Source organism: Brevibacillus panacihumi W25 (assembly GCF_000503775.1).
GTDB lineage: Bacteria > Bacillota > Bacilli > Brevibacillales > Brevibacillaceae > Brevibacillus > Brevibacillus panacihumi_A.
The window spans coordinates 2233579-2260105 of sequence record NZ_KI629782.1; the positions used below are offsets into that span (position 1 = coordinate 2233579).

Sequence of the window (26527 nt, forward strand, 5' to 3'; positions counted from 1 at the left end):
AAATCTCCGACGGAATCGCCTGCAGACCAGCGAGGAAAATAAGCACCGCAAAGCCCAGCCCATACCAGCCATTTACGAGGATAATGGTATACAGCGCCGTATTGGGGTCACCCAGCCAGGGGCGCGCCAACTCCTCCAGTCCGATAAAACGCAAAAATGTATTCAATGCTCCGTAAGTCGGGTTCAAGATCAAGCTGAACAGGAAACCGACTACAATGACGGAGAGCAGCTTCGGTAAAAAGAGAACCGTTTTGAAAAACTCTTTGCCGCGAATTTTGCTGTTGATCAATAAAGCGAGCAGAAAGGCGACAATCAATTTTGCCAACACCGTCCCTATGAAGAAGATGACGTTGTGGCCAAGGGCGCGATAAAACGTCTCCTCAAACGGCGCTTCCGTAAAAAGCCGGACAAAATTCCCGAGCCCGATGAACTCGCCTCGGCGCAACCCGTTCCACTCAAAAAAACTGTTTAAAAACGCTGAAAATATCGGATAGACCTGAAACCACACATAAAAGAGAAGCGCGGGAAGCAAAAACAAGTGCACCAGATGCTTTTTCCAATTGGTTCTTTTTCGCTTGGACGTCTTTGGCTGAATCTCCGTCGTTTTCTCCAGTACAGGCATTCGGCTCAATCCCTCCTTATACGAGCAGATACAGTCAAGCGATGAAGCCTGACTGTATCGCTCCACTTGCTGTCACTTGCTCTTCCTTGCTACTTCTTGGGCTTAAACCACTTGTCCGCGGAGGCCTGGGCCGCTTCGGCCACTTGATCAACCGTCAGCTTATTGATATACAAGCCCTGCAGCGAGTCCTCAAAGGTCGTTTTAGTGGTTGGAGTACCTTCTCCGAAGTGAACCAGCATCATATAACTGGTCATGCTCTTCTCGCTGAGCTGGGTCATTTTTTGCACCAGCGGATGCTTAGGCGTTACGCCGGGAATCGCACTCAGTCGGTTTAAATCATCACTAAACATCTGCCCAAACTCCTTGGATGCCAAAAACTCGATGAACAGCTTCGCCTCTTCCGGATGCTTGGTCGCCTTGGCAATGCCGTAGGAGCCGTCCACCCAGTTGATCATCGGGGTTTCTCCGCCCTTCTCTTTTGCCAGAGCAGGGAGGATGTCGATCGGCATGCCCGGGTTCTGCTTCTCAAACGTCTCCAAACGGTAGCTGCCATTGATGTACATCGCGGCTTTGCCGGTATAGAACAGGGCCTGGGCATCCTTGTCATCAATCGCAATGAAGTCAGGCGGGAAATACGGTTCGAGGTCCTTCATCCGCTTGATGGACTCCTTGAAGGCTGCATCCGTCAGATTGATCTCGCCGGTAAGAAGCTTTTGCACGTATTCTTCGCCGCCATAAGCGCTTGGCCCGAGAACACTGTGAGCAATGGAGAGCAGGTACGCAGCCTTGCCTGCTTGAGCGATCGGAACGATTCCCTTTTGCTGCAAAGCCTGGGAAACCTGCAACAGCTCATCCCATGTCGTCGGCGGCTGCAAGTTGTTCTCTTCAAAAAGCTGCTTGTTGTAGAAAATGACTGCAGAATTAATGGATAGTGGTACACCGTATACCTTGTTGTCCGAGCCACGCGCTGCATCCAGATAGGATTGCGGAATGTCTTTGACCCCTTTGGCATCGTCGATCGGCAGCAGATAGCCGGCGTCGGCGACGGAAGTGGCTCCTGAATACGGCCGAAGCTGGACGATGTCCACACCAGTCCCGGAGGTAAGCGAGTTGGTCAGGATCGTATTGTACTCCGTGGATTTAAAGGAACGAAACTTTACTTTGATGTGTTCGTGCTGCTTTTCAAATTCGCTGATGAATTTCCCATAAGCCTCCTTGTCCTCTGGACGCCAGCTATACATCACCAGCTCCACTGGATCCTTCTTGGCCTCTTCTGCTGCGGGCTGCTGCTGTGGCTGTGCAGCATTCTGTTCCCCTGGAGCAGATGTCGAAGTGCCGCTGCTGCATGCTGATAAAACCAGCATCAGTACAGCGCTAAACAACCAAACCCCCATACGTCTCACCGTTACAATCGCCTCCACCTTCGCTATTTGTTGCTTGCTCATCTGTGTAACGCTTCATGTAGCAATATTTTATAATATTATAATAATTCAGGAAATATTTTTTCAACTAATTTGTTCAAAATTTTCAGATCATTAATAGAAAAAAAGAGACAGACTCTTCGTCTGCCTCTTCGTGAAACGGTTTTGGCACCGTTTCTTACATCATGCCCATGCCGCCCATGCCACCCATGTCTGGCATGCCCATAGGCGCTTTGTTTTCTTCTGGTTTGTCCGCGATCACCGCTTCTGTAGTCAGGAACATAGCCGCTACAGATGCTGCGTTGGAGAGTGCGGAACGAGTTACTTTCGCAGCATCCACGATACCAGCCTCGAGCATGTTCACATACTCTTCGGTAGCAGCGTTGAAGCCGATGCCTACTGGTTCGTTTTTCAGACGCTCTACGATAACAGAGCCTTCCAGCCCTGCGTTCGCAGCGATTTGACGTACTGGCTCTTCCAGAGCGCGGAGGACGATTTGTGCCCCTACTGCCTCTTCGCCATCTACGTCCAGAGCGGCTACTGCTTTGATCACGTTGATCAATGTAGTACCACCGCCAGGTACGATACCCTCTTCTACTGCTGCACGAGTAGAGTTGAGTGCGTCTTCGATGCGGAGTTTTTTCTCTTTCAGTTCGGTTTCAGTTGCAGCACCCACTTTTACAACCGCTACGCCGCCAGCCAGTTTAGCCAGACGCTCTTGCAGTTTTTCGCGGTCGAATTCGGAAGTGGTGTCTTCGATTTGTTGACGGATTTGTGCTACGCGGCTTTCGATCGCAGCCTTGTCGCCAGCACCTTCCACAACAGTGGTGTTTTCTTTGGTAACCACGACTTTGCCAGCGCGGCCCAATTGTTCCAGCTTGGTGGATTTCAGATCCAGACCCAGCTCTTCTGTGATCACTTCGCCGCCAGTCAGTGCAGCGATGTCTTGCAGCATTGCTTTGCGGCGGTCGCCAAAGCCAGGAGCTTTAACAGCTACCGCTGTGAAGGTACCGCGCAGTTTGTTCACCACGAGAGTAGCCAGCGCTTCGCCTTCTACGTCTTCCGCGATGATCAGGAGAGGTTTGCCGCTTTGTACCACTTGCTCCAGTACAGGCAGAACTTCCTGGATGTTGGAGATTTTTTTATCGGTGATCAGGATGTAAGGGTTGTTCAGAACCGCTTCCATCTTGTCAGTGTCAGTGATCATGTAAGGGGAAGCGTAGCCGCGGTCAAACTGCATACCTTCTACAACTTCCAACTCAGTTGCGAAACCTTTGGACTCTTCAACGGTGATAACGCCGTCTTTGCCCACTTTTTCCATTGCTTCAGCGATCAGGTTTCCAACCTCTTGATCGTCAGCGGAGATAGCCGCAACTTGAGCGATCGAGGATTTGTTCTCAACCGGCTTCGCGATGGATTTGATTTCTTCTACTGCAGCACGAACAGCTTTTTCCATACCGCGACGGATTACCATCGGGTTAGCACCAGCTGTTACGTTTTTCAGACCTTCACGGATCATGGCAGCAGCCAGAACAGTTGCAGTGGTTGTACCGTCACCCGCGATGTCGTTTGTTTTGGTGGCTACTTCTTTTACGAGTTGCGCACCCATGTTTTCGTAAGCATCTTCCAGCTCGATTTCCTTCGCGATGGTCACACCGTCATTGGTGATCAGCGGGGAGCCGAATTTTTTCTCCAGTACCACGTTGCGTCCTTTTGGACCAAGTGTTACTTTTACCGCGTTTGCCAATGTTTCCACACCGCGGAGCATTGAGCGGCGAGCGTCTTCAGAGAACTTGATTTGTTTTGCCATCGATTCTCTACCTCCTGCTTTATGTGTTTTCCTAACGGTATCCTATGTGAAGGAACGAATTAGCCGACGATCGCGAGGATATCGGATTCGCGAAGCACCAGATATTCTTTGTTATCCACTTTCACTTCAGTGCCGGCATACTTGGAGAAAATCACCTTATCGCCTTCTTTTACTTCCAACGCGATACGCTCGCCGTTGTCAGCAACACGACCGGAGCCTACAGCGATAACGCGGCCTTCTTGCGGTTTTTCCTTTGCCGTGTCAGGCAGAACGATCCCGCTAGCGGTCGTTTCGTCTTTGGAGATAGCTTCGATTACCACACGGTCACCCAATGGCTTCAGCACTAAAAACACCCTCCTCAAAAAATGTAGGTTAAGAAAGTTTGTTGTTAGCACTCAACTTGATCGAGTGCTAACACCCAATTCCTATAATAATGAATCACCTTTTACTTTGCAAGTGGTTTCCCTCACATTTTTCCATCTATCTGATCTCTCAACTCTCTCTAGCAGGAAGCGATTTTCTAGCAAAGAGGTTCTAGCAAACATTCCGGCTCATATAATCAAGCATAGAGTGTAGTCAAGACGTCCAAGGAGGGACCCAAAACATGCGAAATTGGTTTTTACTTGGTGTGATAGCGCTTGTGTTCTTCGGAATCAGCCGTCTCTTTTCAGCAGACACTCCTTCCCCGATCCAGGTAAATGTCAATTCAGCCAAAGCCGTCTACTGGGATGGTCAGCCGCTTGCGATTCCAGAAGCCAAACATCCGTCAAAAGGCGATAATGCCCCGCCCGCTACCATTGAATATCAAGGAAATCTTTACGTTCCGCTCTCCATGGTAGGGGAATGGCTGGACAAGCCCGTCGGCTGGGACCCGCATACATCGATGGCCTGGGTCGGACAAGCACCGGCAGCTCCTGCCGCGCCAGCTGCGGAGGCAGGCGCCGTGGCGATCAAGCCTGCGGTCCCGCCTCAAACGGCTCCATCAGAGCCTGTTGCCGTTGCCGCAAGTGCAAGCACAAGCAATCTCCCTGCCGCACCCAAAGCCGCAGCTCCTGCTGAAGCAGACACAGATTATCACCTCTTCGGAATCAAACTTGGCATGTCAGCCCAACAGGTAAAAAGCATACTCGGTGAACCCAATCGTACAGAACCTAGCAGCTTGGGCTATCAATGGTGGGTCTACAACAAGGATTTGTCGAAATATCTGCAGATCGGCATCGCCGGGGATCAGGTCGTCGATCTCTACTCGAATGCACCGACGGCAAAACTTGGCGGCACCGGCATCGGAGCCAGTCTAAAATCGCTTACGAGCAAGCATTCCCTGCAAAATGTCGTCACCTTTTCCTACATGGGGGCAAACATCCAGATCACCAATCAGAAGCAGCAGCGTCCGCTGATTCTTAAAGACGGAACACCCTTGATCTTCTACCTCGACAAGCAAAACAGCGACAAAGTGACGGCTTTGCGGATGATCAACACCCAAATGCTGCTGCGCGGCGGCTTTTATGAAACCAAATGGACCTACACAGGCAAAGCTCCCAACTTCGATCCTCCTCCCCTGACAATCAAGCAACGGGAACTGGTCAACGCCGCCAATGAACGCCAATTGCTCGACCTGGTCAACGTCGTCCGTTATCGATACAAGCTTCCTGCGCTTTCCTGGCATGAAGGCGCCGCAGAAGTCGCACGCCAACATAGTCAGGATATGATGGCAAATGACTTTTTCGACCATATTTCTGCTACGACCGGCCTGGACCCCTTTGCCCGTTTGAAGCAGGCAAACATCCGCTACACCATGGCCGGGGAAAACATAGCGGCTGGCTACCCGGATGCCATCGAAGCGCATGAGAGCTGGATGAACAGTCCCGGCCACCGCAAGAACGTGCTGGAAAAAGGCTTTATGCAGCTCGGTGTAGGCGTCGTCACGGATTATTTCACGCAAGCCTTTCTCACGTTGCCGAAATAAGCCGCCACAACCACGAACCCGGCTTCCCTCTCAAGGACGCCGGGGTCCTTTTTCTACCTTTGGCAAATGAAGCTGTTCACGTATTGCATCCACCTTTGCGGAAAACTCGACCACGACCGTCTCCTCTTGTTTGGTATGCAAAATCAGCCACGGCTGGCGTCCACCCGACTTCGGCATGATGACGAACATGGCGGTAATCTGAGTATCCAGATTGGATGCCTGATGCACCAAGCGCTTGGGGGGAGCCAAGGGAATTTTCACGATCATGGCATTCTCCAGCGAAGGGTTCAGGTCCAATACACGACCGCTCACACTATCGAGGATGCGCTGCGCCTGCTGCTGAAAAGCCGAAGAATTGGGGAAGGTCCTGACGACTTGCTGTTTGTCTGTATCAAACAATTCTACTCGCTCAGCCTGAACACTCTGTTCTGTCGGTTGTGCCGCTGCTGCCTCAGCCGGAAAAGGAAAGAGGAGCAGGGCCGCACAAAGAATCCACCGAATCATTGCGCACCTCCCTTTTCATACCGTATTAGTATATCCGGGTGCGAAAAGGTAAAACGTGGCCAATAAAAAAAGTCCCCACTCTCGGAGGACTTAAGCTTCACCTTGACTGCTGACTTCATCTGTTTGGGCGCGGTATTCCTTTTCCCACTCTTCATCCTTCTTCAGCTGCTTGCGGTAGACGATTCGTGACAGCCAGGTGCTGATCTCATACAGCACAATCAAAGGAACCGTCACCAATACATCGCTCATAATATCAGGCGGAGACAGCGTAACACCGATGACTGTCAGGAGAAAATAAGCGTACCGCCGCAGCTTGGACAACCTCGCTGGGTTGAGAATTCGCAGCCGCGTGAGGAACATCACGATGATCGGCAGCTGGAACAAAACCCCGAACGGCAAGACCATATTGAACATAAAGCTGAAAAATTCCCCGATGCCGTAGTTGGGATTTACCCCCATGCTGCCTGTCAAATTGGACATGAACTGCATCAGCATCGGAAACACAACATAGTAGCCAAACAAGATTCCTGCGACAAAGAGGAAAAAAGCAGCAGGGATAAAATACAGCGTTCCACGCCGCTCGGTCTCCCGCAGACCCGGAGAGACAAAACGCCAGATATGATACAGGGCAACCGGCAAAACCACGACAATCCCCACCAGCACCGCCACCTGCATGTATACACGCAGCGCGTCCGAGGGATGCAGGGAAATAATCGGAACACCGTCGGCTATTGGCTGCTGCTTCAGGTATTCGATAAGCGGTCCTGCCAAAAAGAAGCCCACGATCAACGCCACTACAAATACGGCCAACACCCAGATGATTCGCTTGCGCAACTCTGTCAGATGTTCAACCACTGTCATTTCCTGATCGGTCATGGCAACCACCTTACCCAATTACGCTTTGTGCTGTTCTTTTTCAAGTTGCAGTCGTTCCTGCTCCAGCTTTTCGCGAATCTCCTTCTCGATGCGTTCACGCTCGATACGCTCGCGCACTTCACGCTCAATTCGTTCGCGGTCTATGGCTTCCTGATCTGCAGCAGCAGCCGTTGTCTTATCCGCAGACGGAGCGGAGGCAGCCGTTGTCGTCTTGGCAGACAGCTCCTTTGTTTTTCCCTTTTCCTTGTCTTCCTCTTCCTCATCGTCGCTGGTCAGGCTGCGAGTCGCGTTCTTGAACTCTTTCAAGGTATGACCTACTGCCCGGCCCAACTCAGGAAGCTTTTTGGGGCCAAATAATACGAGTGCTAATACCAAAATAAGAATTAAACCAGGAATTCCAATCGTACTCATCGCGTTTCACTCCTTTTCCTCTTATATGCCAGTCTAACCAGCTAACACTTGCGTAAACCGCCGTATCCCAAGCGGGTCATATCTGGTTGCTCAATTTTTTCGCCTGCCAGGATGCGCGGCAAGAATACATCAAAGGATGTAAAAGGCTCATGCATGACCGCTCCGGGAAGTCCCAGGATCGGAATCTCGCCATGATATGCCACTAAGAGCATCGAGCCAGGCAGCATCGGAGTGCCATAGCGAACGATTTGTGCGCCGACACCTGCTATCGCGCCAGGAGTCCGGTCGTCCGGATCGACGGACATGCCGCCTGTCGCCAGTACGAGATCGACTCCCTGCTCCAAAAACCACTTGATCTCCCGCTCAATGGCTTCTTTGTCGTCTGGTGCAAAACGTTGCTCGACCACTTCCGAACCTAGAGCTTCTACCTTGGAGCGGATGACCGGACCGAACTTGTCGGCAATCCTGCCGGAAAATACCTCGCCGCCTGTCGTAACCAGTCCAATGCGTTTTTTCTGGAACGGCTTCACTTCTACGATCGGATGCTCAAACGAGCTGGCGAGCTTCTCCAATTCCGCGATTCTCGCTTCTTCGATGATCAACGGAATGATTCGGGTCGCTGCCAAAGTATCTCCCTGCTTCACTACCTGATCGCCGTAGATGGTGGAAAAGGCGATGCCCTCGAGCGCATTCAACGCATGAACCGCTTGTTCGTTGATTTTCGCCAGTCCCTGCCAGACCGCTTTCATGGACACCTTGCCTTCGTACGGCTCCGTCAGTGTCAAGCCTTGCCCCGATACAGCCTGGGCGATGCGCACCCCTGCTTCTTCCTCGTGAATGAATCCTTCCGGCATGTCCAGCACGTAGATGTGTTCTTTTCCGATGGACAGCAATGGTTCGATGTCTTCTGCTGTGACGATATGCCCTTTTTTGAACAAGCGCCCTTTAAACTCTCCAGGGAGAATTTGCGTCATATCGTGAGGAAGCATCATGCCGATGGCCTCACGTACAGGCACTTCCCTCATCTTAGGTTTTTCTACCAACCCAATCCTCCCCAATCCTCATTGGCTTCACCCGTCCCTTGCAGAATATGCAAAGCATCGGAAAGCATGTCTCCAATGGCATTAAAGCAAATCCCTACACCCTTGGGATTTCCTGGAAGATTTACAATCAGCGAGTTGCCGCGCGTGCCTGCAACGGCACGTGTCAGCATAGCACGGCGGGATTGTTGCAGTCCAGCCCGGCGCATCTCCTCCGCCAGACCCGGTACAGGTCTGTCAATCACCCATGCCGTCACTTCCGGGGTCACATCACGGGGACTCAGACCTGTTCCTCCCGTGACAATCAGCAAGTCGCATTTTTCCCTGTCGACCAGCTCAATCATATTTTCCTTCAAGTCTTCCATATCGTCAGAAACTGCGCGGTATACCGCTACGTCCACCTGTAACCATTCACGTGTCAATTGGCGAATGATCGGGATGCGATCATCCTCCCGTTCACCAGTCGCAATAGAGTCACTAGCCGAAATTACGCCTACCTTCCATTTCCCCACAGCTACCAACCTTTCGTTTCTTCAATGTTAGTATTGTACACTTTTTTGTTCCCGCTGTAGATAGCAAGGCCCGAAAAGAGCAAGCCTGACACAAAACCTTCACGAATGATAAAAACCCTTTTCCGTGACAAGCGCATCCAGCCGGATGTCATGGGGCTCCATCGGCACCTGATCGACGACCTGTATCGAGAAGCATATACCAACCAAAAAAGGACGGTGCTGCAAGGCTGCCAGAAAGCGATCGTAATAGCCGCCTCCATACCCCATTCTTCCCCCACGTCTGTCAAAGGCAACCCCCGGTACCAGAATCGCGTCCAGTCTGCTGCAATCTCCCTCTTCTGCCAGATCGGGATTGGGCTCCCATATCCCGTATACCCCTTGCTTCAACATCTGAGGTCCATCGTAGCGATAGGGAACCAAGCGCCTTTGGGACGGAACCGTCAACGGCAGCCAGATTTCCACGCCTCGCTCCCTGGCCTCCTCCAGAAAAGGCAAAATATCCAGTTCCTCTCCAAAGGGATGAAATGCCATCACGACCTTCGCTTGCGACAGCCGGTCACATTGGAGCAGCTCATGGCAGGCTTGCCTGGAAAAACGTTCACGCTGTTCTTGGGATAGCGCGTTTCTTTTCTGCAATACGTGGTGACGAAGCTCTTTTTTCTCCATGTCTCTTCCTCCCCATGCCCCACAGGGTTGTCCAGTTAGCGCTCTCTGGGCTACACTTGAACATAGTTGACAAAGAGGTGAATGAAATGATCTTGCTGCAAGCAGAACATATAGAAAAAACCTATGGGGTCGAAACCATTTTACAAGACATATCCCTGCAAGTTCAAACAGGAGAACGCGTCGGATTGGTCGGTGTCAACGGCGCGGGCAAATCGACCTTGATGAAAATTCTGGCGGGTGAGTTGAGCTACGACAGCGGAACCGTCCGCATCCCCAAGGACGTCTCCATCGGCTACCTAGCGCAAAATGGCGGCCTGGAATCGGAGCGTTCGATCTGGGATGAGATGCTCAGCGTATTTACCCATCTGCAAAAAGAAGAGCGGGAATTGCGCGAGCTGGAGGCTAAAATGGGCGATCCAAACGTGATCGCTGACGCCAAAAGATACCAGCAAATCATGGAAGATTACGCCCATCGTGCAGAGGCTTTCAAGGAAAGAGGCGGGTACAGCTACGAGGGTTCCATCCGTGGTGTGCTGCACGGCTTGCGCTTTGCCGACATGGATTACCAGACGCCGATCCGAACGCTTAGCGGCGGTCAAAAGACGCGTTTGGCCCTGGCGAAGCTGCTTCTGCAATCCCCTACGATCCTTCTGCTAGACGAGCCTACCAACTACCTGGACATTGAGACCCTGACCTGGCTGGAGAGCTACTTGCAAAACTACCAGGGCGCGATTCTCGTCGTCTCCCATGACCGCTACTTCCTGGATAAGCTGGTGACTGTCGTCTATGAAATCGAACGGACGCGGGCTACCCGGTACGTCGGCAACTACAGCCAGTTTCTCGACCAGAAGGCAGCGCGACTGGAGCAGGATCTGAAGCGCTTCGACAAACAGCAGGAGGAGATCGCCAAGCTGGAGGACTTCATCGCGCGCAACATCGCCCGGGCTACGACAACCAAGCGGGCGCAGAGCCGCCGCAAGACTTTGGAGAAGATGGAGAGATTGGACAAGCCCATCACCAAAAACAAGGCGGTCAATTTCTCCTTCGAAGTTGCCAAAATGAGCGGAAATGTCGTCATGAAGGCAAGCAATGTCGCGATCGGCTATCCTGACGCGATCCTTTCGCAAGGCCTTACCTTTGAGCTCGAGCGGGAAGAGCGGGTCGCACTGGTGGGTCCCAATGGAATCGGCAAATCCACGCTGCTCAAAACCATCGTCTCCCAGCTGCCTGCCTTGAGGGGCGAAATCTCCTTCGGAAGCAATGTCACCATCGGGTACTACGACCAGGAGCATCGCAACCTCAATGAGCGCAGTACCGTACTCGGGGAAATCTGGGATGAATATCCGCAAATGCTGGAGAAAGACGTCCGCACTCTTTTGGGCAATTTCCTGTTCAGTGGCGACGATGTGCAGAAGAAGATCTCTGACTTGTCCGGCGGCGAGCGGGCACGCGTCTCATTGGCCAAGCTGATGCTCAAGCAAGCCAATTTCCTGATCTTTGACGAGCCGACCAACCACCTGGACATCTACAGCAAGGAGGTCCTGGAAAATGCCCTGGACGAATATCCGGGCACGATCCTGTTCGTCTCCCATGACCGCTACTTTCTGAACAAGATAGCCAGCCGCGTGCTGGAGCTGGCGCCAACTGGCGTGACGAGCTATCTCGGCAATTACGACTACTTCGTGGAAAAGAAACAGGAACTAGCCGAGCTGGCGGCAGAGCAGATGGCACAGCCAAACAAAAAGACGGGAGCGGCTCCCGTCCAGGCGGAAAAATCATCCTATGAGCTTGATAAAGAGGCCAAGCGGCGCGAGCGTCAGCGTCAGCGCCGCCTGGAAGAACTCGAAGAGACGATCCAGAAGCGGGAAAATGACATCAGCAAATGGGAAGAAGAGCTGTGTCTACCGGAAGTCTACAGCGACCATCTTCTCGCCAAGGAACGCAATGATCAGATCCAAGCGGCGAAGGAAGAGCTGGAGCTGCTATATAACGAGTGGAGCCAGCTTTCCGGTGATTAGCGTTCAGTCGCCGACCTCCCGGCTATTCGCCCCCTCCGTCTGCATGGCTGACTCGTCTGGAGCTCCCAGCGCAGCGTAGAGCGCCGGGACGACCATAAACATGATGCAGGTCGCAGCCGTCACGATGCCGGAATCATTCAAGACCAAGCCTGCGAGCGAGCCGGCGATCACCCCAGCAAAGCCTTTGACCAGATGCGGGTAGTCTTGTGCCAAATGCCCCAAAAAGCGATCATTTCGCAAGGACAGCACGCCGAGCACGAGGAGCGAGACGACGAACACCTTGCTCCAGATCGAGACGCGAATCAAGCGGATATTCATCTCCAGCTTTCGTTCCAGCATCTGGGCCACCTGTGCCCAATCGCCAGAGACGATCTGCTGCGATACTCGCCCCACATGCGTCAGGGGCTGATCCGTCAACAGACTGCCCACTATCAATACCAGCACACCACTCACGAGGCCGCCTGCCAGAAGCAGGAGGCCTTTTTTTCCCAGCTTCCATCCCGAGAGCCGTGACCCGGCAACAAAAAATCCGATCAGTCCGGCTAAAAAGCCGCCCGCGTCCGTCCCCAAATGAGGAGCCACCATATAATACAGCACAATCGCGAACAGCAGCGCCGAAAACATCGGGATCACCTGACGGCTCCAACCCTGCCGCTTTTCCCGTCGACGGTCGATTTGGTACAAAGCCGCGACCAGAAGTATCGTGCTGCCGATCAATACTCCTTCGTACTCATTCCCTAATCCGTAGAAGCGGGCACCAATGACCGGGTCATATCCAAGGTAGGACTGACGCATCAACGTTGCCCCCGCCCATCCGTCCAACAGCAGACTGCCCACCGTTAAACCGCAAACGATGGCTACTGTTCGAGACAACGGAAGAGCCTCCATCAGAAAAGCGAGCAGCAAGGAGGTCATAATCAAAGCTCCCAATGCGACGACTCCCGCTGCCTGCCAGGTCAAAGCCGCCTCGACCAGCAGCAAAAAGGGGAACCAGAGCATAGCCAAGAGAGCGAGACGCATCCCACGTCGAAGCTTCTCTCCCCCCTCTCCCACGCCACGTTTCCTTCCCCACAGCCAGAGTACGACCGCGCCAGCGAGCGTGATCATCTGCAGCATCACGTAGGTGTACAGCACAGAGGAACGCGTCGCATAGGTATGGTGAATTCCGTCCACCTTCTGAATGAACGAAGCAATATCTGTTCCACTATCCTGGATGCGCAGCGTGTGTCCAGCCAGCCCCTTTGGCTGCGGCACTTGCAGCCAAGTCATCAGCGTTGGCAGAATATCGAGTCCGCTCACCAGCCCCGGCTGTCTGGTGGTCGCCGAGGTGAGCAGGCCGCTTTCTGTATTTCGCCACACCAGAATGGGCGGCAACAGCTTTTTTTCCTGAGAGGCCTGGGCATGTACCGCTGGCGTGACCACCATGACAGTCTGATTTTCCGTTCGCGCTGACAAGAGTTGATCCAAGAAGGCCGACCAATCCCGCATGATGCGATCGTAGGAGCGTTCAAACTGATCCGGTTCCATATCATCAGCCAGCTGATACAGGCGGGCCAGATCTGCCAGTTGTACTGTGATCAACCCGGCGCTATGATTTGCATTCGCCGTGATACTCTTTAACAGTTTCTCGTAATGGGTTCGGATTCCATCGGGGTAGCCCTCGGTGGATGAGGTTGTCCGTACTTGCAGGTCGCCATGGGGCACGCGTCCAAGCTCATCCATGGCAAAAAGAATGGCATGCCGCTGCCGGACGTCCTCGTAATCTCCGGACCCGTATGCTGTCACCGGGATCTGATGGGCTGCAAGCGTACTGCCCAAAAGACCGATTTGCGACGTGTACGGCTTGTCCCGATTCTCCGCATGAAGCCGGAAAATACCCGGAAAGACAATTTGGGCGCCTGCCGGATCAAGCCCAAGCTTTGCCGCCCATGCACCCGCCGTCTGATTGCCTTGCATGATTTCCTCCCGCTCATAGGCGGTACCGCTGCGCTCCGTGTACAGCGCTTGCGAGCCGCTCCCCATCAAAAGATACGTATTGGCCGCCGTACGCGCACCTGGTGGTCGGACCGACAATGCCCCGATCCCTGCCTGTTCCAGCCACCTGTCCACATGTGGATAGGTGCGCCATCTTTCCAGATCGGCAAAAGACATCCCTTCGAAAAACAGGAGTATCACCTGCGGACCTTGTGCTGTTTGACGCGCTTCTGATTTTGGGACCATGGTCAACAGCAACAATACTGACAGAAAAATGAGGCATTTTCTTTTCACTTTGCTCCCTCCTGTTGATAACACTGCCTGTCTTATCCACATATTCCACAGAATAATCCACAGGGACCGGGCTATTTTCCCGGTCATTTTTTATAGTTATCACCAGTATTCACAGGGGGAGCTCGAGACAGACGCATAAGTTATTCAACTTCTGTGGATAAAAGAAAAGGTCCTTCTCCATGAGAACCCATCATGGAAAAAGACCTGCTTGCTGATTGGAACTTGTTGACTCGTTTGCTTACTGCTCCGAAAGCGATAAACCCGGAACTCCGTTCAGATCAAGCCCGGCAAATTCACCTTTTTCATAACGGATATATCCTGCCGCCGCGATCATGGCGGCATTGTCCGTACAAAGCGAGAGCGGCGGAATGACAAGCGGAATGCCTTCCTGCTGACAGCGGCCTTGCAGTCTTTCCCGCAAACCCCTATTTGCCGCCACGCCACCTGCCAGCAACACCTGCTTCGCCCCGAACTCCCGAACTGCGCGCAGTGTTTTTTCGACCAGAACCTCTGTCACCGAGTCCTGGAAGCTTGCAGCCAGATTGGCAGGTTGGATCGTCTCCCCGCGCTGCGCCGCATTATGCAGGGTATTGAGAACAGCGGACTTCAAGCCGCTGAAGCTGAAATCATAGGAATCCGGTTCCAGCCAGGAGCGAGGGAGCGGGACATTCGCTTCTCCCTCGTGGGCGAGCCGATCGATGTGCGGGCCGCCGGGATACGGCATGTTGAGCGCACGAGCCACCTTGTCGTAAGCCTCGCCAGCGGCATCGTCTCTCGTCTCGCCCAGAATTTCAAACTGACCGTGTCCCTTCATCCACACCAATTCCGTATGGCCGCCGGAAACGACGAGGGCGATCAGCGGGAAATCCATCTCTTCGACCAAACGATTCGCGTAAATATGTCCAGCGATATGATGAACCCCGATCAACGGAATGCCGCGCGCCAGAGAGATTGCTTTGGCAGCCGCCACACCTACAAGCAGGGCTCCTACCAGGCCCGGTCCATAGGTAACGGCGATAGCGTGGATCTCATCGAGCGTCTTGTTGGCATCGCGCAGAGCTTCCTCGATCGTCAGCGTAATATTCTCCACGTGGCGTCTGGAAGCCACTTCTGGCACGACGCCGCCGAAGCGCTTGTGAATATCCGCCTGGGAGGCAATCACATTGGACAAAACTTCGCGACCGTCCCGGACGACCGAAGCCGACGTTTCATCGCAGCTCGTCTCAATTCCCAGAATATAAGTCGGGCCTCCCGACTGTTTGTGTGCCTGATAGGCCTGCATGACGCGCTGTTCGTAGCGCGATTGGTTTGTCCTGTTCATTGCAATGTCACCCACATAATGATTGCGTCCTCATTGTTATCCGAATAATATCGTTTTCTAATCCCTTGTTCCGTAAAACCCAGCTTGACGTACATATTGCGAGCGACCGTATTCGAAGGCCGCACCTCCAGCGTCATGCTTTTCGCTCCAAACATCATCGCGACGCCCATCATTTTTTGCATCAGCCGAAGCCCGATCTTCTTGCCCCGATACGAGGGGTGGACGGCTACATTCGTGATATGAGCCTCATCGATGATAATCCACATCCCGCAGTAGGCAATGACCTTGTTCTGATGCAGCGCTACGACATATCGCGCATTCGGATTTTTCGTCAATTCATTGACAAAGGCATCATGCGGCCAGGGAGTGGTAAACGCCAAGCGTTCCAGCTCGGTGACGGCTCCGACGTCCGCCAGTGTCATAAAACGGAATCCCAACTCTATCGGTTGATCCATGCGATCACTCCTTTACCGAACCCTCCTGCTTTTGTGCCAGCCATTTCGCTTCTGCCTCTGCCAACTGGAGATATTCCGGTACCAGTGCATGGGCATCTGTGCCCTCCTGCAGCCTTTGCATCGCCAGGTAGCCAATATGCGCTGCACGAGGATGGTTGAACGCCGGGGAGGCAAACAGGGCCTGCTCCCCCAAGACCTGCTCGATAGTCTGCCGGTGCATCCGCACATCTTCGCCCAGAAAGAGAATCGACCTGCCGCCAGCACGATCACGCAGGAGCGGCAACCACTCTTGCAAAAGGATAATCCGCTCTTTTTCCAGCATGTCGAGGCTATCCAGCCCTCGCGAGGCATAGCAGCCCGTGTAGACCTGCCCGCGTCTGGCATCAAACAAGGGAACGATCAAATCCGCGAAGCCAAGCGCATTCATGGCGACTGCCTGGAGACTGCTGACGCCTACGACCGGCAAGTTCAAGGACCAGGCGATGCTCTTCGCAGAAGCTACCCCGATCCGCACGCCCGTATACGATCCGGGACCAATTGCGACGCCGATGCCGCTCAGTTCCTCCGGAGAGGTGTTGGTAGCGTCCAACAGCTCGCTGATCGCATCCATCATCCGAACGGAATGGTTTTTCTGCTGATTGGTCGTCGTCTCTGCCAGGACGCGTTCTTCCTCCACGACGGCCACACTTAATACCAGATTGGATGTATCAATCGCCAGTACGCGCATCAAAATCAATCTCCTCACACAATCTCACGTAGCGATCTCCTTGCGGCACCAGCTCGATCAATCGCTGCTCGTCGCCAGCCGTGCGCAGGAATATCGTCAAACGCTCCTGCGGCAAGACATCCTCGATCAAGGATGCCCACTCCACCACGCAAACGCCTTCTCCAAAAAAATAATCGTCCAAGCCGAGTGAATCGACATCGTCGCCCACCCGGTACACATCCATATGATACAACGGCAAGCGCCCCTGATACTCTTTTATGATCGTAAAGGTCGGACTGTTCACCACATTCCGCACTCCCAAACCTCGTGCCAGCCCTTGCGTAAACGTTGTTTTGCCCGCTCCCAGATCACCTTCCAGCGCCAACAGGTCACCAGGCTGCAAAAAAGCAGCAAGCCGTTCGGCAAAATTCTGGGTCTGCTCTACTCCTGCGAGCGTCCACTTGTACGCCATCGCCGTCATCCTTTCTTCTCTTCCACATGGACAAAGTGATTGAAGCCCGCCTTGTTCAGCGTCATCTGCTGGCCATCACGTGTGATCAGAACACTTTTACCAATTCCTTCCACACAGCCAATCACCGTAAACGGAATGCTTAGTTCGGCAAACTGCTGTGAAAGGGCAGCAAGACCGTCTCGAGACACGGTGCCGACCAACTGATAGTCTTCCCCGCCGTACAATGCCCAGTCCAGCGGCTCCTTGCTAGCAATTCGGGCATAGGCGAGAACTTCCTCCCGGATCGGGATGCATTCAGCATCGATGTGGATCGTCACGTCACTTGCCTCGGCGATTTCCCACAACTCGGATGCCAACCCGTCGCTGACATCGTTCAATGCTCCGCACGCGCCTGAAGCCTGGAGCAATCGCCCTGCCTGAATTTGGGCTGAGGGGCGTTGATGCGCCTCCGCCAAAGGCAGCCACTTCTCTTCCGGCTCCTTTTTCGCCAGCAGCAAGTGCAGACCGGCAGCAGAACTGCCGACATGCCCGGTCACAAACACAAGCTGCCCCGGCAAGGCTTGGGAACGACAAATCGCGCGCCCTTTTTCCACCTCGCCCAGTACCGTTACAGCTAAATGCAGCGACTTGGGAGAAGAGACCGTATCTCCGCCGATTACGCGAACGCCATACTGCTCGCATGCCTCGTAGATGCCATCGTATAGTTGGCTGTACTCTTCATCCGTATAACTAGGCGAAACCGCAATGCTGACCAGGGCGTAACGAGCGATCCCGCCCATGGCAGCAATGTCGCTGATGTTGCTAATCACCGCCTTGTAACCGATGTCAGCTGGTTTCATCGTCTCTCTTAAGAAATGGACCGTCTCTACCATCGCATCACAGCATGCCACGACTTCCGTCTCTGGTGTGGGGCTAAAAACGGCAGCATCATCTCCAATCCCGACAGTCAGGCCGTCACCTTCTTGTCCGTTCGAACGGCTCGTCCATTGCCGGATCAAGGAAAATTCATCATGAGCCACCTTTCAGCTCTCCTTTGCTGCATAGTCAGTTCATTATAACGTTGCCTTCCAAAGAGACGCAAGAAACCCTAATCCAGCTTGGCCGGCTGCAGCTCGCGAAGGGTCAGCTTCCCGCTGCAGCGCCCGCAGCGATAGCGGTTGGGATTCATCTTTCTTTTGCGCTTGTAGCTCATGCCGCAGGATTGGCAAAGAAGCTCGTAGCGATACGGGAGCTGCGTTCTGCCATTCCCCACCTGCTGACAATACCTGCTTCCTCCCACTTGCTGCAGCAATAGCTGAAAATCCCGATCTGCATGGCGATAGCCTCTCTTGGCAAGATGCAGGTGGTAATGACAAAGCTCGTGCTTGATGATTCCCACCAATTCTTCTTCCCCATGCTCCTGCAGATGCCGCGGATTGATTTCGATGTCATGGGTGCGAAGCAGGTAACGTCCCCCCGTCGTGCGCAAGCGTCCATTGAAGCGAGCCTGATGGCGAAAAGCCACACCGAAAAAACGGCTTGAGATCTCCTCCACCAATTTTTGCAATTCCTGATCGGTCATCTCCCGTCCCAGCCTTCCTGCCCTGGGCTGCAAGATCGTTGCTGCCCGAATCGTTTTTGAACGAAGATTACGCTTTTACGAAATAATAGGTACCTCCTGTTCGTCCGGCGCATACATTGCCAATAGACGAATAACTCCAGGAGGTACCTTCATGCCACAATGGATGCGCAGGCAGCTGCAGCGTGCCTTCATCGGGAAGGACATTCGCCAGATTCGCCTGCTGAACAGCTGTTGGTTCTTATACTGGGAAAAACATGGTGGTCGTCCGCAATAACAGGACGCCGCCTTTTTTATTTGCCTGCCTCATCCGGTGCAATCATGGTCAGGCCCACACGCTGCCGCTTCTCGTCGATCTCCACGACCCAGACATCCACAATATCCCCGACTGTGACGACGTCCAGCGGATGCTTGACGAACCCTTTTTTCAACCGCGAGATGTGCACCAGCCCGTCATTTTTCAACCCGATGTCGACAAAGGCTCCGAAGTCCACGACATTGCGTACCGTCCCTTGCAGCTTCAGCCCGGCACTCAAGTCAGACAACTGCAAGACATCGCTGCGCAACAGCGGTTTAGGCAGTTCGTCGCGTGGATCTCGTCCGGGACGCAGCAAGCTCTCCACCATGTCTTGCAAGGTCGGCTCCCCGATGCCCAGATTTTCGGCGGTCTTAGCTATATCAAGGGATTGCAGCCGCTCCCGGCACGCTTCGCTACCGATATCCTGCGGAGAGATCCCCAGCATGTCGAGCAGCTTGTACGTAGCATCGTAGGACTCTGGGTGAATCGGTGTCTTGTCCAAAGGATTGCTGCCATCCGCGATCCGCAAAAATCCGATACATTGCTCATACGTTTTGGCACCCAGACGCGGTACTTCCTTCAGTTGTGCGCGCGAAGTGAATTTGCCGATTTCCTCCCGCTTCTTGACGATGTTTCCGGCTACCTGGCGGCTGATGCCGGAGACATACTGGAGAAGCGATGCGGAAGCCGTATTGACATCCACCCCGACGTGGTTAACCGCCGATTCTACGACGAATTGGAGGCTATCCTCCAGTCGGGATTGGGAGACATCGTGTTGGTATTGACCGACGCCTACGGATTTAGGGTCGATTTTTACCAACTCTGCCAAAGGATCCTGCAATCTGCGCGCAATCGAGGCGGCACTGCGCTCTGCCACGTCCAGATCAGGGAATTCCTCCTTCGCCAGTTGGGAGGCCGAATAGACAGAAGCCCCCGCTTCGTTGACGATCAAGTAATGGATTGGCTGCTTCAATTCCTTGAGCACGGAAGCGATAAACTGCTCGGTCTCGCGCGACGCGGTTCCATTGCCAATCGCGATCAATGTCACACCATATGCTGCGATGAGCTGCTTCACTTTGGCAGAGGCTTCCGCCACCTTGTTCGCTGGCGGTGTCGGGTAGATGACCGCCACCTCCAACAGCTTGCCTGTCTCATCCACGACGGCCAGCTTGCAGCCCGTACGATAGGCCGGGTCGACTCCCAGGACCACTTTTCCCTTAACAGGCGGCTGCAGCAGCAGATTGCGCAGATTTTCGGAAAATATGTGAATCGCCTGCTCTTCTGCCGCCTCGGTCAGTTCTGTGCGCACTTCCCGCTCCACGGAAGGGGCGATCAGCCGTTTGTATGCATCCTCGATCGTACGCTGCAGCAGAGCGCGGGCGATGGTCTCCTGCCGAATGACCCTTCGCTCCACCCAAGCCAGAATATCCGCCACCGGCGCTTCCACCGTCACCTTTAAAATGCCTTCGCTCTCCCCGCGGTTGATCGCCAGCACACGATGCGGCACCACTTTTTTCACAGGCTCGCTATAGGCATAGTACATTTGATAGACGTTTTTCTCGTCGGCCTCCTCGGCCTTTTGCTCAGACAGCAGCTGGCCTTTTTGCAGGGTCTGTTTGCGAATCCACTGCCTGATCTCAGGGTCGTCAGCAATGTGCTCAGCCACAATGTCCATCGCGCCTTGGAGCGCCTCCTCTGCCGACTGGACGCCTTTTTCGGGATCGATATATGCAGACGCTTCCTGCTCAAGCTCCCCCGACTTTGGCAATGCCAACAAATACTGGGCGAGCGGCTCCAGCCCTTTTTCCTTGGCCATCGTCGCACGGGTGCGGCGCTTTTGCTTGTAGGGGCGGTACAGATCCTCTACCTCCTGCAGCTTCACCGCTCGTTCGATCGCTGTCTTCAGCTCATCCGTCAGTTTTCCCTGCTCCTCGATCAGCCGCAGGACCTCTTCCTTGCGTACAGACAAATTGCGCAAATAGCGAAGCCGCTCTTCAATCGCCCGAATCTGCGTTTCATCCAATTGGCCCGTCATCTCTTTGCGGTAACGAGCGATAAACGGCACCGTATTGCCCTCGTCCAGCAAAGCGATGGTGCGCTCTGCCTGATGAGGTTTGACACCCGTATCCTGGGCAATTGTCTGAATCAGCAACGTTAGCTCCATACATTCCTCCTGCAAACATGACCGTTTTGTCACTCTTTTTACGTTATTGTACCATACTTGCCCATCTCTCCAGAAAATGGGTCAAAAACAAAAAAGGTGCCTGCTGACACCCTACCTGGTTCTCGCTGATATTGGCTGTGTCTGATCCCATTTCAATGCTTCCCGCAGCTTGCTTAATGCTCTGCGCTGCAGCCGTGAGACGTGCATCTGTGACATGCCTAGCAGATCTCCCGCTTGTTTCTGGCTGAGATTTTGATAAAAAGTTAACTGAATGATTTCTCTTTCTCGGGGATCCAATACATACAGAGCATGATCAATCGTCAAGTGCCGCTCAACGCGCCCATACCCCTCTTCCTGCTCCCCGACCAGGTCAAACAGAGAAATGGTATTCCCTTCGCTGTCCGCCTCAAGCTCGCTGTCCATAGAAAGCGCGTGGTAACTGCGGCCCATCTCCAAGGTTTCCAGCACATCTTCCTCGGTCACACCCAGATACCGGGCAATATCCGCGATCTGTGGGGAGCATTGCATCTGGACCGTCAGCTCGTCTACCACTCGTTTGATCTTGGGGCTTAACTCCTTTACTCTTCGAGGCACATGCACACTCCAGGTCTTGTCCCGGATGAATCGTTTGATCTCTCCTACAATGGTGGGGATTGCGAAACTCTCAAAGCTTCTCTCAAAGGAGGAATCATAACGGCGAAAAGAGGAGAGCAAACCAATCATGCCTACCTGCACCAGATCCTCGTACATGATTTGACTGCGCAGAAACTTTTTTGCGAGTGTCTCGACCATCGGCGTATAGATCTCGACAAGCTGTTCCTGCAAATCAGGCTCTCCCGTCTCTTGATACCGCAGCAGGAGTTCCTTCCCTTCCTCGCGGCTATATTTGATTTTTCGAGATTGTCCGGTCATCACCAGCCACCCCATCTCGCCGTAGATACTTCGTCATGGAGACCGAGACGCCTGCGCCCGTATGGAAAACAACCTCGTCCATCAAAGCCTGTATCAAGAACAAGCCCAGTCCCCCCTCTTCGAGCTCATCCTCTTCCATAACTTCCATAAGGGGCGTCGTCCGCTGCTGCTGTGCATCTTCGATGGAAAAGCCCTTCCCCTGGTCCGATACTTCAATCAAGAGCCGATCCTCATAGACATGACAGACCAGGTGCAGCGAGTAGGTCCCGTCCTCGGACTCGTACGCGTGCTCTACTGCATTCGTGCACGCCTCTCCTACTGCCAATTTAATATCCTCGATCTCCTCGTAGGAGAAGCCCATCCGATTCGCCACACCCGACACGAGCAAGCGGGCTACCCCCAAATACTCAACCCGATTGGGCAAGGTTAATGAAATCACGTCAACAGCAGGTTGATTGGATGCCATTACGCTTCCTCTCCTTTGCGAATGGCAATGAGGTCATAGAAACCTGTAATCCGGAACAGTCGTTCCACCCGTTCGGACAGGTTTTCCACAAAAAAGGAGCAACCCGAACGCTTGCATGCCTTCATTAAGGCGACAAACATGCCAATCCCTGTGCTGTCCATATATTCGACTGCTTTCAAATCGACCGTAAGCCTCGTCGCTCCCGCCTCAAGCAGAGATAGCAATCTCTCTTTTACCTTGGGGCAGGTGTAGGCGTCGATCTCTCCCCCCAGAATTACCTGATGCTCCGTCTCTTCGCTGATTGTCTGGATAGTCAGATCCATCTGAAATTCCTCCCTGTCTGTACTCAGGTTCTGCGCAGCACGATCATGGTGTAGTCGTCACGCTGCTCAAACTGAGCAAGCATCATGAGCCTGCGGTAGATCTCATCCGCCATGAGTTGAGCCGGCTTGTCCACTTCGTTTTGCAAAAAGCCGACCAAATCTTCACGCACCAGGTAGGAGCGTCCTTTTTTGCTCTCCGTCACGCCATCTGTCAAAAGAATCAAGACGTCCCCGGTCTGCAGGGCAACTTCATGCTCTACATAGGTGCTGTCAGCAGAAATCCCCAGCGCGATGCCTCTTCCCTCCAGATCGTAAAATTTCCCCTCCCGCGCTCGGTAAAGAAAGCCTGGTTCGTGTCCAGCTACGGCATAGCGGAAGCAGTGATGGTTCGTATCGTAGCAGCCAAACAGCATCGTTACAAACATGCTGGGATCGATGTTTCGCTCTACGACCCGATTGAGGTGGCGAAGCATTTGGTTCGGTCCAAGCTGGATTTCCCCCAAACTGTCGACTGCGTATTTCAGCATGGACATGCACATGGCAGCTGGAATCCCTTTTCCCGTAATATCCCCGATGGTCAGGCTGAAGCGATGTCCGCTGAAGTGCATGAAATCATAGTAGTCACCCGACATCCCATTCGCTGCGATGCTGACGACGCCAATCTCCACGCCGGGGTACGTCGGTATGGTCTGGGGCAACAGGCTTTGCTGCATGGCGGATGCGATTTCCACTTCCGACTGCAGCTGTGCATGCTTGTTTCTCCAGCTTTGCAGGGAACGATGCGCATTCCCGTATTCGATCATCACTTCTGTCAACATGCGAAAAGATGCACGAACAAATTCCGGCACTTCTTCGACGCTCTCCAAAGCCCTGCTATGCAAATCTACCAGTTCCTCAGGGGATATATCCTTGAGCAACAGCCACTTCCCCAGTTTCTGCGCTCCGTACAGCTCGTCTTCTTCTTGGCTGTTCAAGTAATCCCGGAGGATTTGAACATATTCTTCTTCCAGCCTCCGGGTCATACCTGCGTTCCACCTCTCTTGCTACTGCTCAAACCACTTGATCACGTCTACGCGAGTCCCTTTTCCGGGAGCGCTCTCTATATCAAAGCAGTCCATCATGCGCTGCACACCTGGCAAGCCGGCTCCAAGCGCGCCCGATGTGGTATAGCCGTCTTCCAAAGCTTTTCGTATGTCAGGAATGCCCGGCCCTTCATCGATTGCTGTGATTTGCAAGCCCTTTTTTCCTTCTCGCTCGACTATCGCAATCGTGATGGTGCCTGATCCTGCATACAAGAAGATGTTGCGCGCCAGTTCCGAAATGGATGTAGCGATACGGGATTGCATAATCGCGCCAAATCCCAGCTCTTTTGACATATTTCGTCCGATGTGTCTGGCTGTTACAATATCGTTCTCTCTCTCAATACGGATTGTTTCAGGATTAGACGCTGCCACAACCACGAACCCCTTCCGCTTCTTCCCGATTTCTTTTCTGATTCGCGGAATGATTAGCAAATCATGTCACTTTTTGTCTAATATTCACTATCAGACAGATTCGCTACAGAAGGGGAATTTTCCTCCCCAATGAGGAAATCATCTCTTCCTGAAATACCATGCATTCGACAGGCACGCCAAAAAACCACTCGATCCGCACGCATCCAAGTGGTTTTTCTACACGCGCGACTGATTTATCCTTAAAAATCAATGAGTCCCAGACTGATTTGCAGGGATTCATTGACTCGATCCATCATCTCATCATCAAGATGGGTAATCTTGTCGGTCAGTCGTTGTTTGTCAATGGTTCGAATTTGTTCCAACAGAATGACGGAGTCACGATCAAATCCATATAATTTTGCGTCAATCTCTACATGCGTCGGCAATTTTGCCTTTTGAATCTGCGCCGTGATGGCGGCGACGATGACCGTCGGACTGAATCGATTTCCAATGTCGTTCTGAATGACTAAAACAGGCCGCACGCCTCCTTGCTCAGAGCCAACGACCGGTGACAGGTCCGCGAAAAACACATCGCCACGTTTGACAATCACTGGTCACACCCCGCTAACTAAGCGGACAAGAGTATGGTCAGCCTCTTCTTCAGCGCCAAATGCCTCCGATGCCATTTTTAGATTGATCTTCGCCATCTCCATATACCCTTTTTGCATCGTTTCACGGATTGTGCGTTTTTTGCGCTCCTTCAGATAAAGGTGCATCGCCTGGCGAATAAACTCGCTGCGATTGGAATTTTCCTTTTCAATAACGCCATCCACTTCCTGGAGCAAGTGACGTGGCAAACTGATCATGATGCGTTTCGTGTTAGACTTCGACAAGACAAATCCACCTCCAACCATGACCGTAACTTCCATCCGTTATGCTTGTTAGATACTGACTTGTGCCAGTATGAACAATACCATTATGTCGAAACCATTGCAAAAATATACCTGTTGCCCATCTGGGTGGCGCAAATATTGCGTTCGCGCATTCTTTGCGCTTAGCTATAATTCGCGTTATGCCGATAAAATCCTGCCGCATGTAGACAGTCAGTTTTTCCCAGACAACGATCATGCTGTTATTTGAAAAGGGGATGAAAAACTCCGCATTCCTTTCCTTGGCGCATGTATACCTTGGGAATTCGGTAATTCAACATGCAGGGCACCTCGTAATTGATCGTGCCGATCAAAGCAGCCACTTCATCCAGAGAGATCTCTTCTTCTCCCTGTCTGCCGTACAGGACCACCTCGTCCCCGACCTCAGCCTCGCCGCTCTCGATCCGCACCATCGTCTGATCCATGCAGACTCGGCCGATGATCGAAGCACGGGAACCCTCGAACAGCACCGTGCCGCGATTGGACAGGAGCCTGGAATATCCGTCAGCGTAGCCGATTGGCAGCGTCGCCACCTGTTCATTGGGTTCTGTCGTGTACGTGGCGCCATAGCTTACGGTGATGGGTTGCTCCGCCACTTTGACATGGGCAATTCGCGTTTTCAGCGAAAGAGCGGGAATCAGTGAGACATCCGCACGCTCTTTCATGTACGGTGAAGGATATAGTCCGTATAAACCTATGCCTAAACGAATCGTATCATACCCCCATTCCGGATGGGCAATGGCGGCAGCCGTATTGCAGCAATGAACCTTGGGCAGTTTTCTGCCCGAGGCCAGCAGGGCTTGCAAAAAGGCTTGAAACATCTCGTGTTGTCGTCGCACATGGGTATCGTCCGGCTCATCCGCGCAGGCATAATGGGTAAACAGGCCAGACCAACGGAGCTTATCGCTCTCTTCCAACGCCCCGACGACCCCCAACAGTTCATCTGTTGTGCGCACGCCAAGACGGCCCATCCCCGTATCCGCTTTGACATGAATGCCGACGGGCTCAAGCTGATCTTGCCGCAGAAGTCTGTCTGCTTCCCGTATCCATGCTTCGCTGTAGGCGGTCAGCTCGACTTGCCGTTTGCTGGCGATTCCCACCGATTCAGGCGGGGTATACCCGAGTACCAGAATCGGCGCTGTGATCCCCGCATCACGCAGGACGACTGCCTCGTCAAGCATTGCTACCGCCAACGAATCCGCACCTGCGTCCAGGGCTTCCCTGCCTACTTGTACAGCTCCGTGACCGTAACCATCCGCTTTGACCACTGCCATGATCTCCGTCTTCTCGGGAATATGCCGCCGGAATGTCTCGACATTGGCGCGTATGGCATCCAAATCTACTTCAACCCAGGTGTCACGACAAAACGGTTTCAT

General features: G+C 53.2%; 29 protein-coding genes (1 of these 29 cut by a window edge). 3 read left to right on the plus strand and 26 right to left on the minus strand.

The features are described 5' to 3' along the window. The 4 genes from T458_RS39950 to groES form a co-directional block, all read right to left on the minus strand. Positions 1 to 622 carry the 5' portion of a carbohydrate ABC transporter permease gene (locus T458_RS39950; RefSeq protein ID WP_023556649.1) on the minus strand. 338 nt of this gene lie to the left of the window's left edge, so only the first 622 of its 960 coding nucleotides appear in the window; the start codon lies at positions 620 to 622; the stop codon falls past the left edge of the window. An 89-nt stretch (positions 623 to 711) separates the two neighbouring features. Further along, on the minus strand, positions 712 to 2067 hold the full coding sequence (locus T458_RS39955; RefSeq protein ID WP_023556650.1) for an ABC transporter substrate-binding protein: 1356 nt from the start codon (positions 2065 to 2067) through the stop codon (positions 712 to 714). Between the two features lie 154 nt (positions 2068 to 2221). Further along, positions 2222 to 3853 carry a chaperonin GroEL gene (groL, locus tag T458_RS39960; RefSeq protein WP_023556651.1) on the minus strand — a complete coding sequence of 544 codons (1632 nt, stop codon included), beginning with the start codon at positions 3851 to 3853 and terminating at the stop codon, positions 2222 to 2224. A 59-nt stretch (positions 3854 to 3912) separates the two neighbouring features. Further along, a complete protein-coding gene (gene groES / locus T458_RS39965) occupies positions 3913 to 4197 on the minus strand; it encodes a co-chaperone GroES (protein ID WP_023556652.1) in 285 nt (94 codons plus the stop codon). 260 nt (positions 4198 to 4457) lie between these two features. Between groES and T458_RS39970 the strand changes: the two genes are divergently transcribed. Beyond that, the gene (locus tag T458_RS39970; RefSeq protein ID WP_023556653.1) at positions 4458 to 5819 is read left to right on the plus strand and encodes a CAP domain-containing protein; all 1362 of its coding nucleotides are present in this window, start codon (positions 4458 to 4460) and stop codon (positions 5817 to 5819) included. A gap of 30 nt (positions 5820 to 5849) precedes the next feature. Here the strand turns inward: T458_RS39970 and T458_RS39975 are convergent, their stop codons facing one another. From T458_RS39975 to T458_RS40000, 6 genes are all read right to left on the minus strand, one after another. Further along, positions 5850 to 6323: a hypothetical protein gene (locus tag T458_RS39975; protein ID WP_023556654.1), complete on the minus strand. Its 474-nt coding sequence runs from the start codon at positions 6321 to 6323 to the stop codon at positions 5850 to 5852. Between the two features lie 90 nt (positions 6324 to 6413). Continuing rightward, a complete protein-coding gene (gene tatC / locus T458_RS39980; RefSeq protein ID WP_023556655.1) occupies positions 6414 to 7199 on the minus strand; it encodes a twin-arginine translocase subunit TatC in 786 nt (261 codons plus the stop codon). An 18-nt stretch (positions 7200 to 7217) separates the two neighbouring features. Next, positions 7218 to 7610, minus strand: coding sequence for a twin-arginine translocase TatA/TatE family subunit (gene tatA / locus T458_RS39985; RefSeq protein ID WP_023556656.1), 393 nt, complete (start codon positions 7608 to 7610; stop codon positions 7218 to 7220). A gap of 41 nt (positions 7611 to 7651) precedes the next feature. Beyond that, entirely contained in the window at positions 7652 to 8653 is a 1002-nt protein-coding gene (locus tag T458_RS39990) for a molybdopterin-binding protein (protein WP_023556657.1), read from the minus strand. Beyond that, the gene (locus tag T458_RS39995) at positions 8647 to 9162 is read right to left on the minus strand and encodes a MogA/MoaB family molybdenum cofactor biosynthesis protein (RefSeq protein ID WP_023556658.1); all 516 of its coding nucleotides are present in this window, start codon (positions 9160 to 9162) and stop codon (positions 8647 to 8649) included. The genes T458_RS39990 and T458_RS39995 overlap by 7 nt, the downstream gene beginning before the upstream one ends. Positions 9163 to 9261: 99 nt before the next feature. Beyond that, entirely contained in the window at positions 9262 to 9828 is a 567-nt protein-coding gene (locus tag T458_RS40000; RefSeq protein ID WP_023556659.1) for a 5-formyltetrahydrofolate cyclo-ligase, read from the minus strand. 86 nt (positions 9829 to 9914) lie between these two features. On the opposite strand from T458_RS40000, the gene T458_RS40005 reads away from it, so the two are divergent. Then, entirely contained in the window at positions 9915 to 11846 is a 1932-nt protein-coding gene (locus T458_RS40005; protein WP_023556660.1) for an ABC-F family ATP-binding cassette domain-containing protein, read from the plus strand. 3 nt (positions 11847 to 11849) lie between these two features. Here T458_RS40005 and T458_RS40010 read toward each other — a convergent pair whose 3' ends face one another. The 7 genes from T458_RS40010 to T458_RS40040 form a co-directional block, all read right to left on the minus strand. Next, on the minus strand, positions 11850 to 14114 hold the full coding sequence (locus T458_RS40010; protein WP_023556661.1) for a hypothetical protein: 2265 nt from the start codon (positions 14112 to 14114) through the stop codon (positions 11850 to 11852). A 238-nt stretch (positions 14115 to 14352) separates the two neighbouring features. Next, positions 14353 to 15435 (minus strand): tRNA (adenosine(37)-N6)-threonylcarbamoyltransferase complex transferase subunit TsaD, encoded by a 1083-nt coding sequence (gene tsaD / locus T458_RS40015; protein WP_023556662.1) that lies wholly within the window; start codon positions 15433 to 15435, stop codon positions 14353 to 14355. Further along, positions 15432 to 15890 (minus strand): ribosomal protein S18-alanine N-acetyltransferase, encoded by a 459-nt coding sequence (gene rimI, locus T458_RS40020; protein ID WP_023556663.1) that lies wholly within the window; start codon positions 15888 to 15890, stop codon positions 15432 to 15434. The genes tsaD and rimI overlap by 4 nt, the downstream gene beginning before the upstream one ends. A 4-nt stretch (positions 15891 to 15894) precedes the next feature. Further along, complete coding sequence (gene tsaB, locus T458_RS40025) at positions 15895 to 16617, minus strand: tRNA (adenosine(37)-N6)-threonylcarbamoyltransferase complex dimerization subunit type 1 TsaB (protein WP_023556664.1); 723 nt, start codon at positions 16615 to 16617, stop codon at positions 15895 to 15897. Next, the gene (gene tsaE, locus T458_RS40030) at positions 16598 to 17068 is read right to left on the minus strand and encodes a tRNA (adenosine(37)-N6)-threonylcarbamoyltransferase complex ATPase subunit type 1 TsaE (RefSeq protein ID WP_031305709.1); all 471 of its coding nucleotides are present in this window, start codon (positions 17066 to 17068) and stop codon (positions 16598 to 16600) included. The genes tsaB and tsaE overlap by 20 nt, the downstream gene beginning before the upstream one ends. 5 nt (positions 17069 to 17073) lie before the next feature. Then, the gene (gene thiL / locus T458_RS40035) at positions 17074 to 18087 is read right to left on the minus strand and encodes a thiamine-phosphate kinase (protein ID WP_023556666.1); all 1014 of its coding nucleotides are present in this window, start codon (positions 18085 to 18087) and stop codon (positions 17074 to 17076) included. Between the two features lie 68 nt (positions 18088 to 18155). Beyond that, the gene (locus tag T458_RS40040; RefSeq protein ID WP_023556667.1) at positions 18156 to 18629 is read right to left on the minus strand and encodes a SprT family protein; all 474 of its coding nucleotides are present in this window, start codon (positions 18627 to 18629) and stop codon (positions 18156 to 18158) included. Positions 18630 to 18780: 151 nt separating this feature from the next. Here T458_RS40040 and cmpA point away from each other — a divergent pair, with 151 nt between their 5' ends. Next, positions 18781 to 18903 (plus strand): cortex morphogenetic protein CmpA, encoded by a 123-nt coding sequence (cmpA, locus tag T458_RS56910; protein ID WP_023556668.1) that lies wholly within the window; start codon positions 18781 to 18783, stop codon positions 18901 to 18903. 16 nt (positions 18904 to 18919) lie between these two features. Here the strand turns inward: cmpA and T458_RS40045 are convergent, their stop codons facing one another. The 9 genes from T458_RS40045 to alr all read right to left on the minus strand — a co-directional run bounded on the left by T458_RS40045 (position 18920) and on the right by alr (position 26527). Beyond that, on the minus strand, positions 18920 to 21088 hold the full coding sequence (locus T458_RS40045; RefSeq protein ID WP_023556669.1) for a Tex family protein: 2169 nt from the start codon (positions 21086 to 21088) through the stop codon (positions 18920 to 18922). 111 nt (positions 21089 to 21199) lie between these two features. Further along, on the minus strand, positions 21200 to 22000 hold the full coding sequence (gene sigB / locus T458_RS40050) for an RNA polymerase sigma factor SigB (RefSeq protein ID WP_023556670.1): 801 nt from the start codon (positions 21998 to 22000) through the stop codon (positions 21200 to 21202). Then, positions 21969 to 22466 (minus strand): anti-sigma B factor RsbW, encoded by a 498-nt coding sequence (gene rsbW, locus T458_RS40055; RefSeq protein WP_023556671.1) that lies wholly within the window; start codon positions 22464 to 22466, stop codon positions 21969 to 21971. The genes sigB and rsbW overlap by 32 nt, the downstream gene beginning before the upstream one ends. After that, positions 22466 to 22789, minus strand: coding sequence for an anti-sigma factor antagonist (locus tag T458_RS40060; protein ID WP_023556672.1), 324 nt, complete (start codon positions 22787 to 22789; stop codon positions 22466 to 22468). The genes rsbW and T458_RS40060 overlap by 1 nt, the downstream gene beginning before the upstream one ends. 23 nt (positions 22790 to 22812) lie before the next feature. After that, a complete protein-coding gene (locus tag T458_RS40065) occupies positions 22813 to 23811 on the minus strand; it encodes a PP2C family protein-serine/threonine phosphatase (protein ID WP_023556673.1) in 999 nt (332 codons plus the stop codon). A gap of 21 nt (positions 23812 to 23832) precedes the next feature. Next, a complete protein-coding gene (locus tag T458_RS40070; protein ID WP_031305711.1) occupies positions 23833 to 24249 on the minus strand; it encodes an anti-sigma regulatory factor in 417 nt (138 codons plus the stop codon). Between the two features lie 233 nt (positions 24250 to 24482). After that, the gene (locus T458_RS40075) at positions 24483 to 24833 is read right to left on the minus strand and encodes a type II toxin-antitoxin system PemK/MazF family toxin (protein WP_023556675.1); all 351 of its coding nucleotides are present in this window, start codon (positions 24831 to 24833) and stop codon (positions 24483 to 24485) included. 3 nt (positions 24834 to 24836) lie between these two features. Then, positions 24837 to 25136 (minus strand): CopG family ribbon-helix-helix protein, encoded by a 300-nt coding sequence (locus T458_RS40080; protein WP_023556676.1) that lies wholly within the window; start codon positions 25134 to 25136, stop codon positions 24837 to 24839. Between the two features lie 218 nt (positions 25137 to 25354). Then, positions 25355 to 26527, minus strand: a complete 1173-nt coding sequence (gene alr, locus T458_RS40085) for an alanine racemase (RefSeq protein WP_023556677.1) — start codon at positions 26525 to 26527, stop codon at positions 25355 to 25357.

Bases quoted from the DNA above. Each gene is read 5' to 3' on its own strand.
- T458_RS39955 (WP_023556650.1), bottom strand. From the start codon at position 2,067: ATGAGCAAGCAACAAATAGCGAAGGTGGAGGCGATTGTAACGGTGAGA.
- groL (WP_023556651.1), bottom strand. From the start codon at position 3,853: ATGGCAAAACAAATCAAGTTCTCTGAAGACGCTCGCCGCTCAATGCTC.
- T458_RS39970 (WP_023556653.1), top strand. From the start codon at position 4,458: ATGCGAAATTGGTTTTTACTTGGTGTGATAGCGCTTGTGTTCTTCGGA.
- T458_RS39975 (WP_023556654.1), bottom strand. From the start codon at position 6,323: ATGATTCGGTGGATTCTTTGTGCGGCCCTGCTCCTCTTTCCTTTTCCG.
- tatC (WP_023556655.1), bottom strand. From the start codon at position 7,199: ATGACCGATCAGGAAATGACAGTGGTTGAACATCTGACAGAGTTGCGC.
- tatA (WP_023556656.1), bottom strand. From the start codon at position 7,610: ATGAGTACGATTGGAATTCCTGGTTTAATTCTTATTTTGGTATTAGCA.
- T458_RS40000 (WP_023556659.1), bottom strand. From the start codon at position 9,828: ATGGAGAAAAAAGAGCTTCGTCACCACGTATTGCAGAAAAGAAACGCG.
- T458_RS40005 (WP_023556660.1), top strand. From the start codon at position 9,915: ATGATCTTGCTGCAAGCAGAACATATAGAAAAAACCTATGGGGTCGAA.
- tsaD (WP_023556662.1), bottom strand. From the start codon at position 15,435: ATGAACAGGACAAACCAATCGCGCTACGAACAGCGCGTCATGCAGGCC.
- rimI (WP_023556663.1), bottom strand. From the start codon at position 15,890: ATGGATCAACCGATAGAGTTGGGATTCCGTTTTATGACACTGGCGGAC.
- tsaB (WP_023556664.1), bottom strand. From the start codon at position 16,617: ATGCGCGTACTGGCGATTGATACATCCAATCTGGTATTAAGTGTGGCC.
- tsaE (WP_031305709.1), bottom strand. From the start codon at position 17,068: ATGGCGTACAAGTGGACGCTCGCAGGAGTAGAGCAGACCCAGAATTTT.
- T458_RS40040 (WP_023556667.1), bottom strand. From the start codon at position 18,629: ATGACCGATCAGGAATTGCAAAAATTGGTGGAGGAGATCTCAAGCCGT.
- cmpA (WP_023556668.1), top strand. From the start codon at position 18,781: ATGCCACAATGGATGCGCAGGCAGCTGCAGCGTGCCTTCATCGGGAAG.
- T458_RS40045 (WP_023556669.1), bottom strand. From the start codon at position 21,088: ATGGAGCTAACGTTGCTGATTCAGACAATTGCCCAGGATACGGGTGTC.
- sigB (WP_023556670.1), bottom strand. From the start codon at position 22,000: ATGACCGGACAATCTCGAAAAATCAAATATAGCCGCGAGGAAGGGAAG.
- rsbW (WP_023556671.1), bottom strand. From the start codon at position 22,466: ATGGCATCCAATCAACCTGCTGTTGACGTGATTTCATTAACCTTGCCC.
- T458_RS40060 (WP_023556672.1), bottom strand. From the start codon at position 22,789: ATGGATCTGACTATCCAGACAATCAGCGAAGAGACGGAGCATCAGGTA.
- T458_RS40065 (WP_023556673.1), bottom strand. From the start codon at position 23,811: ATGACCCGGAGGCTGGAAGAAGAATATGTTCAAATCCTCCGGGATTAC.
- T458_RS40080 (WP_023556676.1), bottom strand. From the start codon at position 25,136: ATGGTTGGAGGTGGATTTGTCTTGTCGAAGTCTAACACGAAACGCATC.
- alr (WP_023556677.1), bottom strand. From the start codon at position 26,527: ATGAAACCGTTTTGTCGTGACACCTGGGTTGAAGTAGATTTGGATGCC.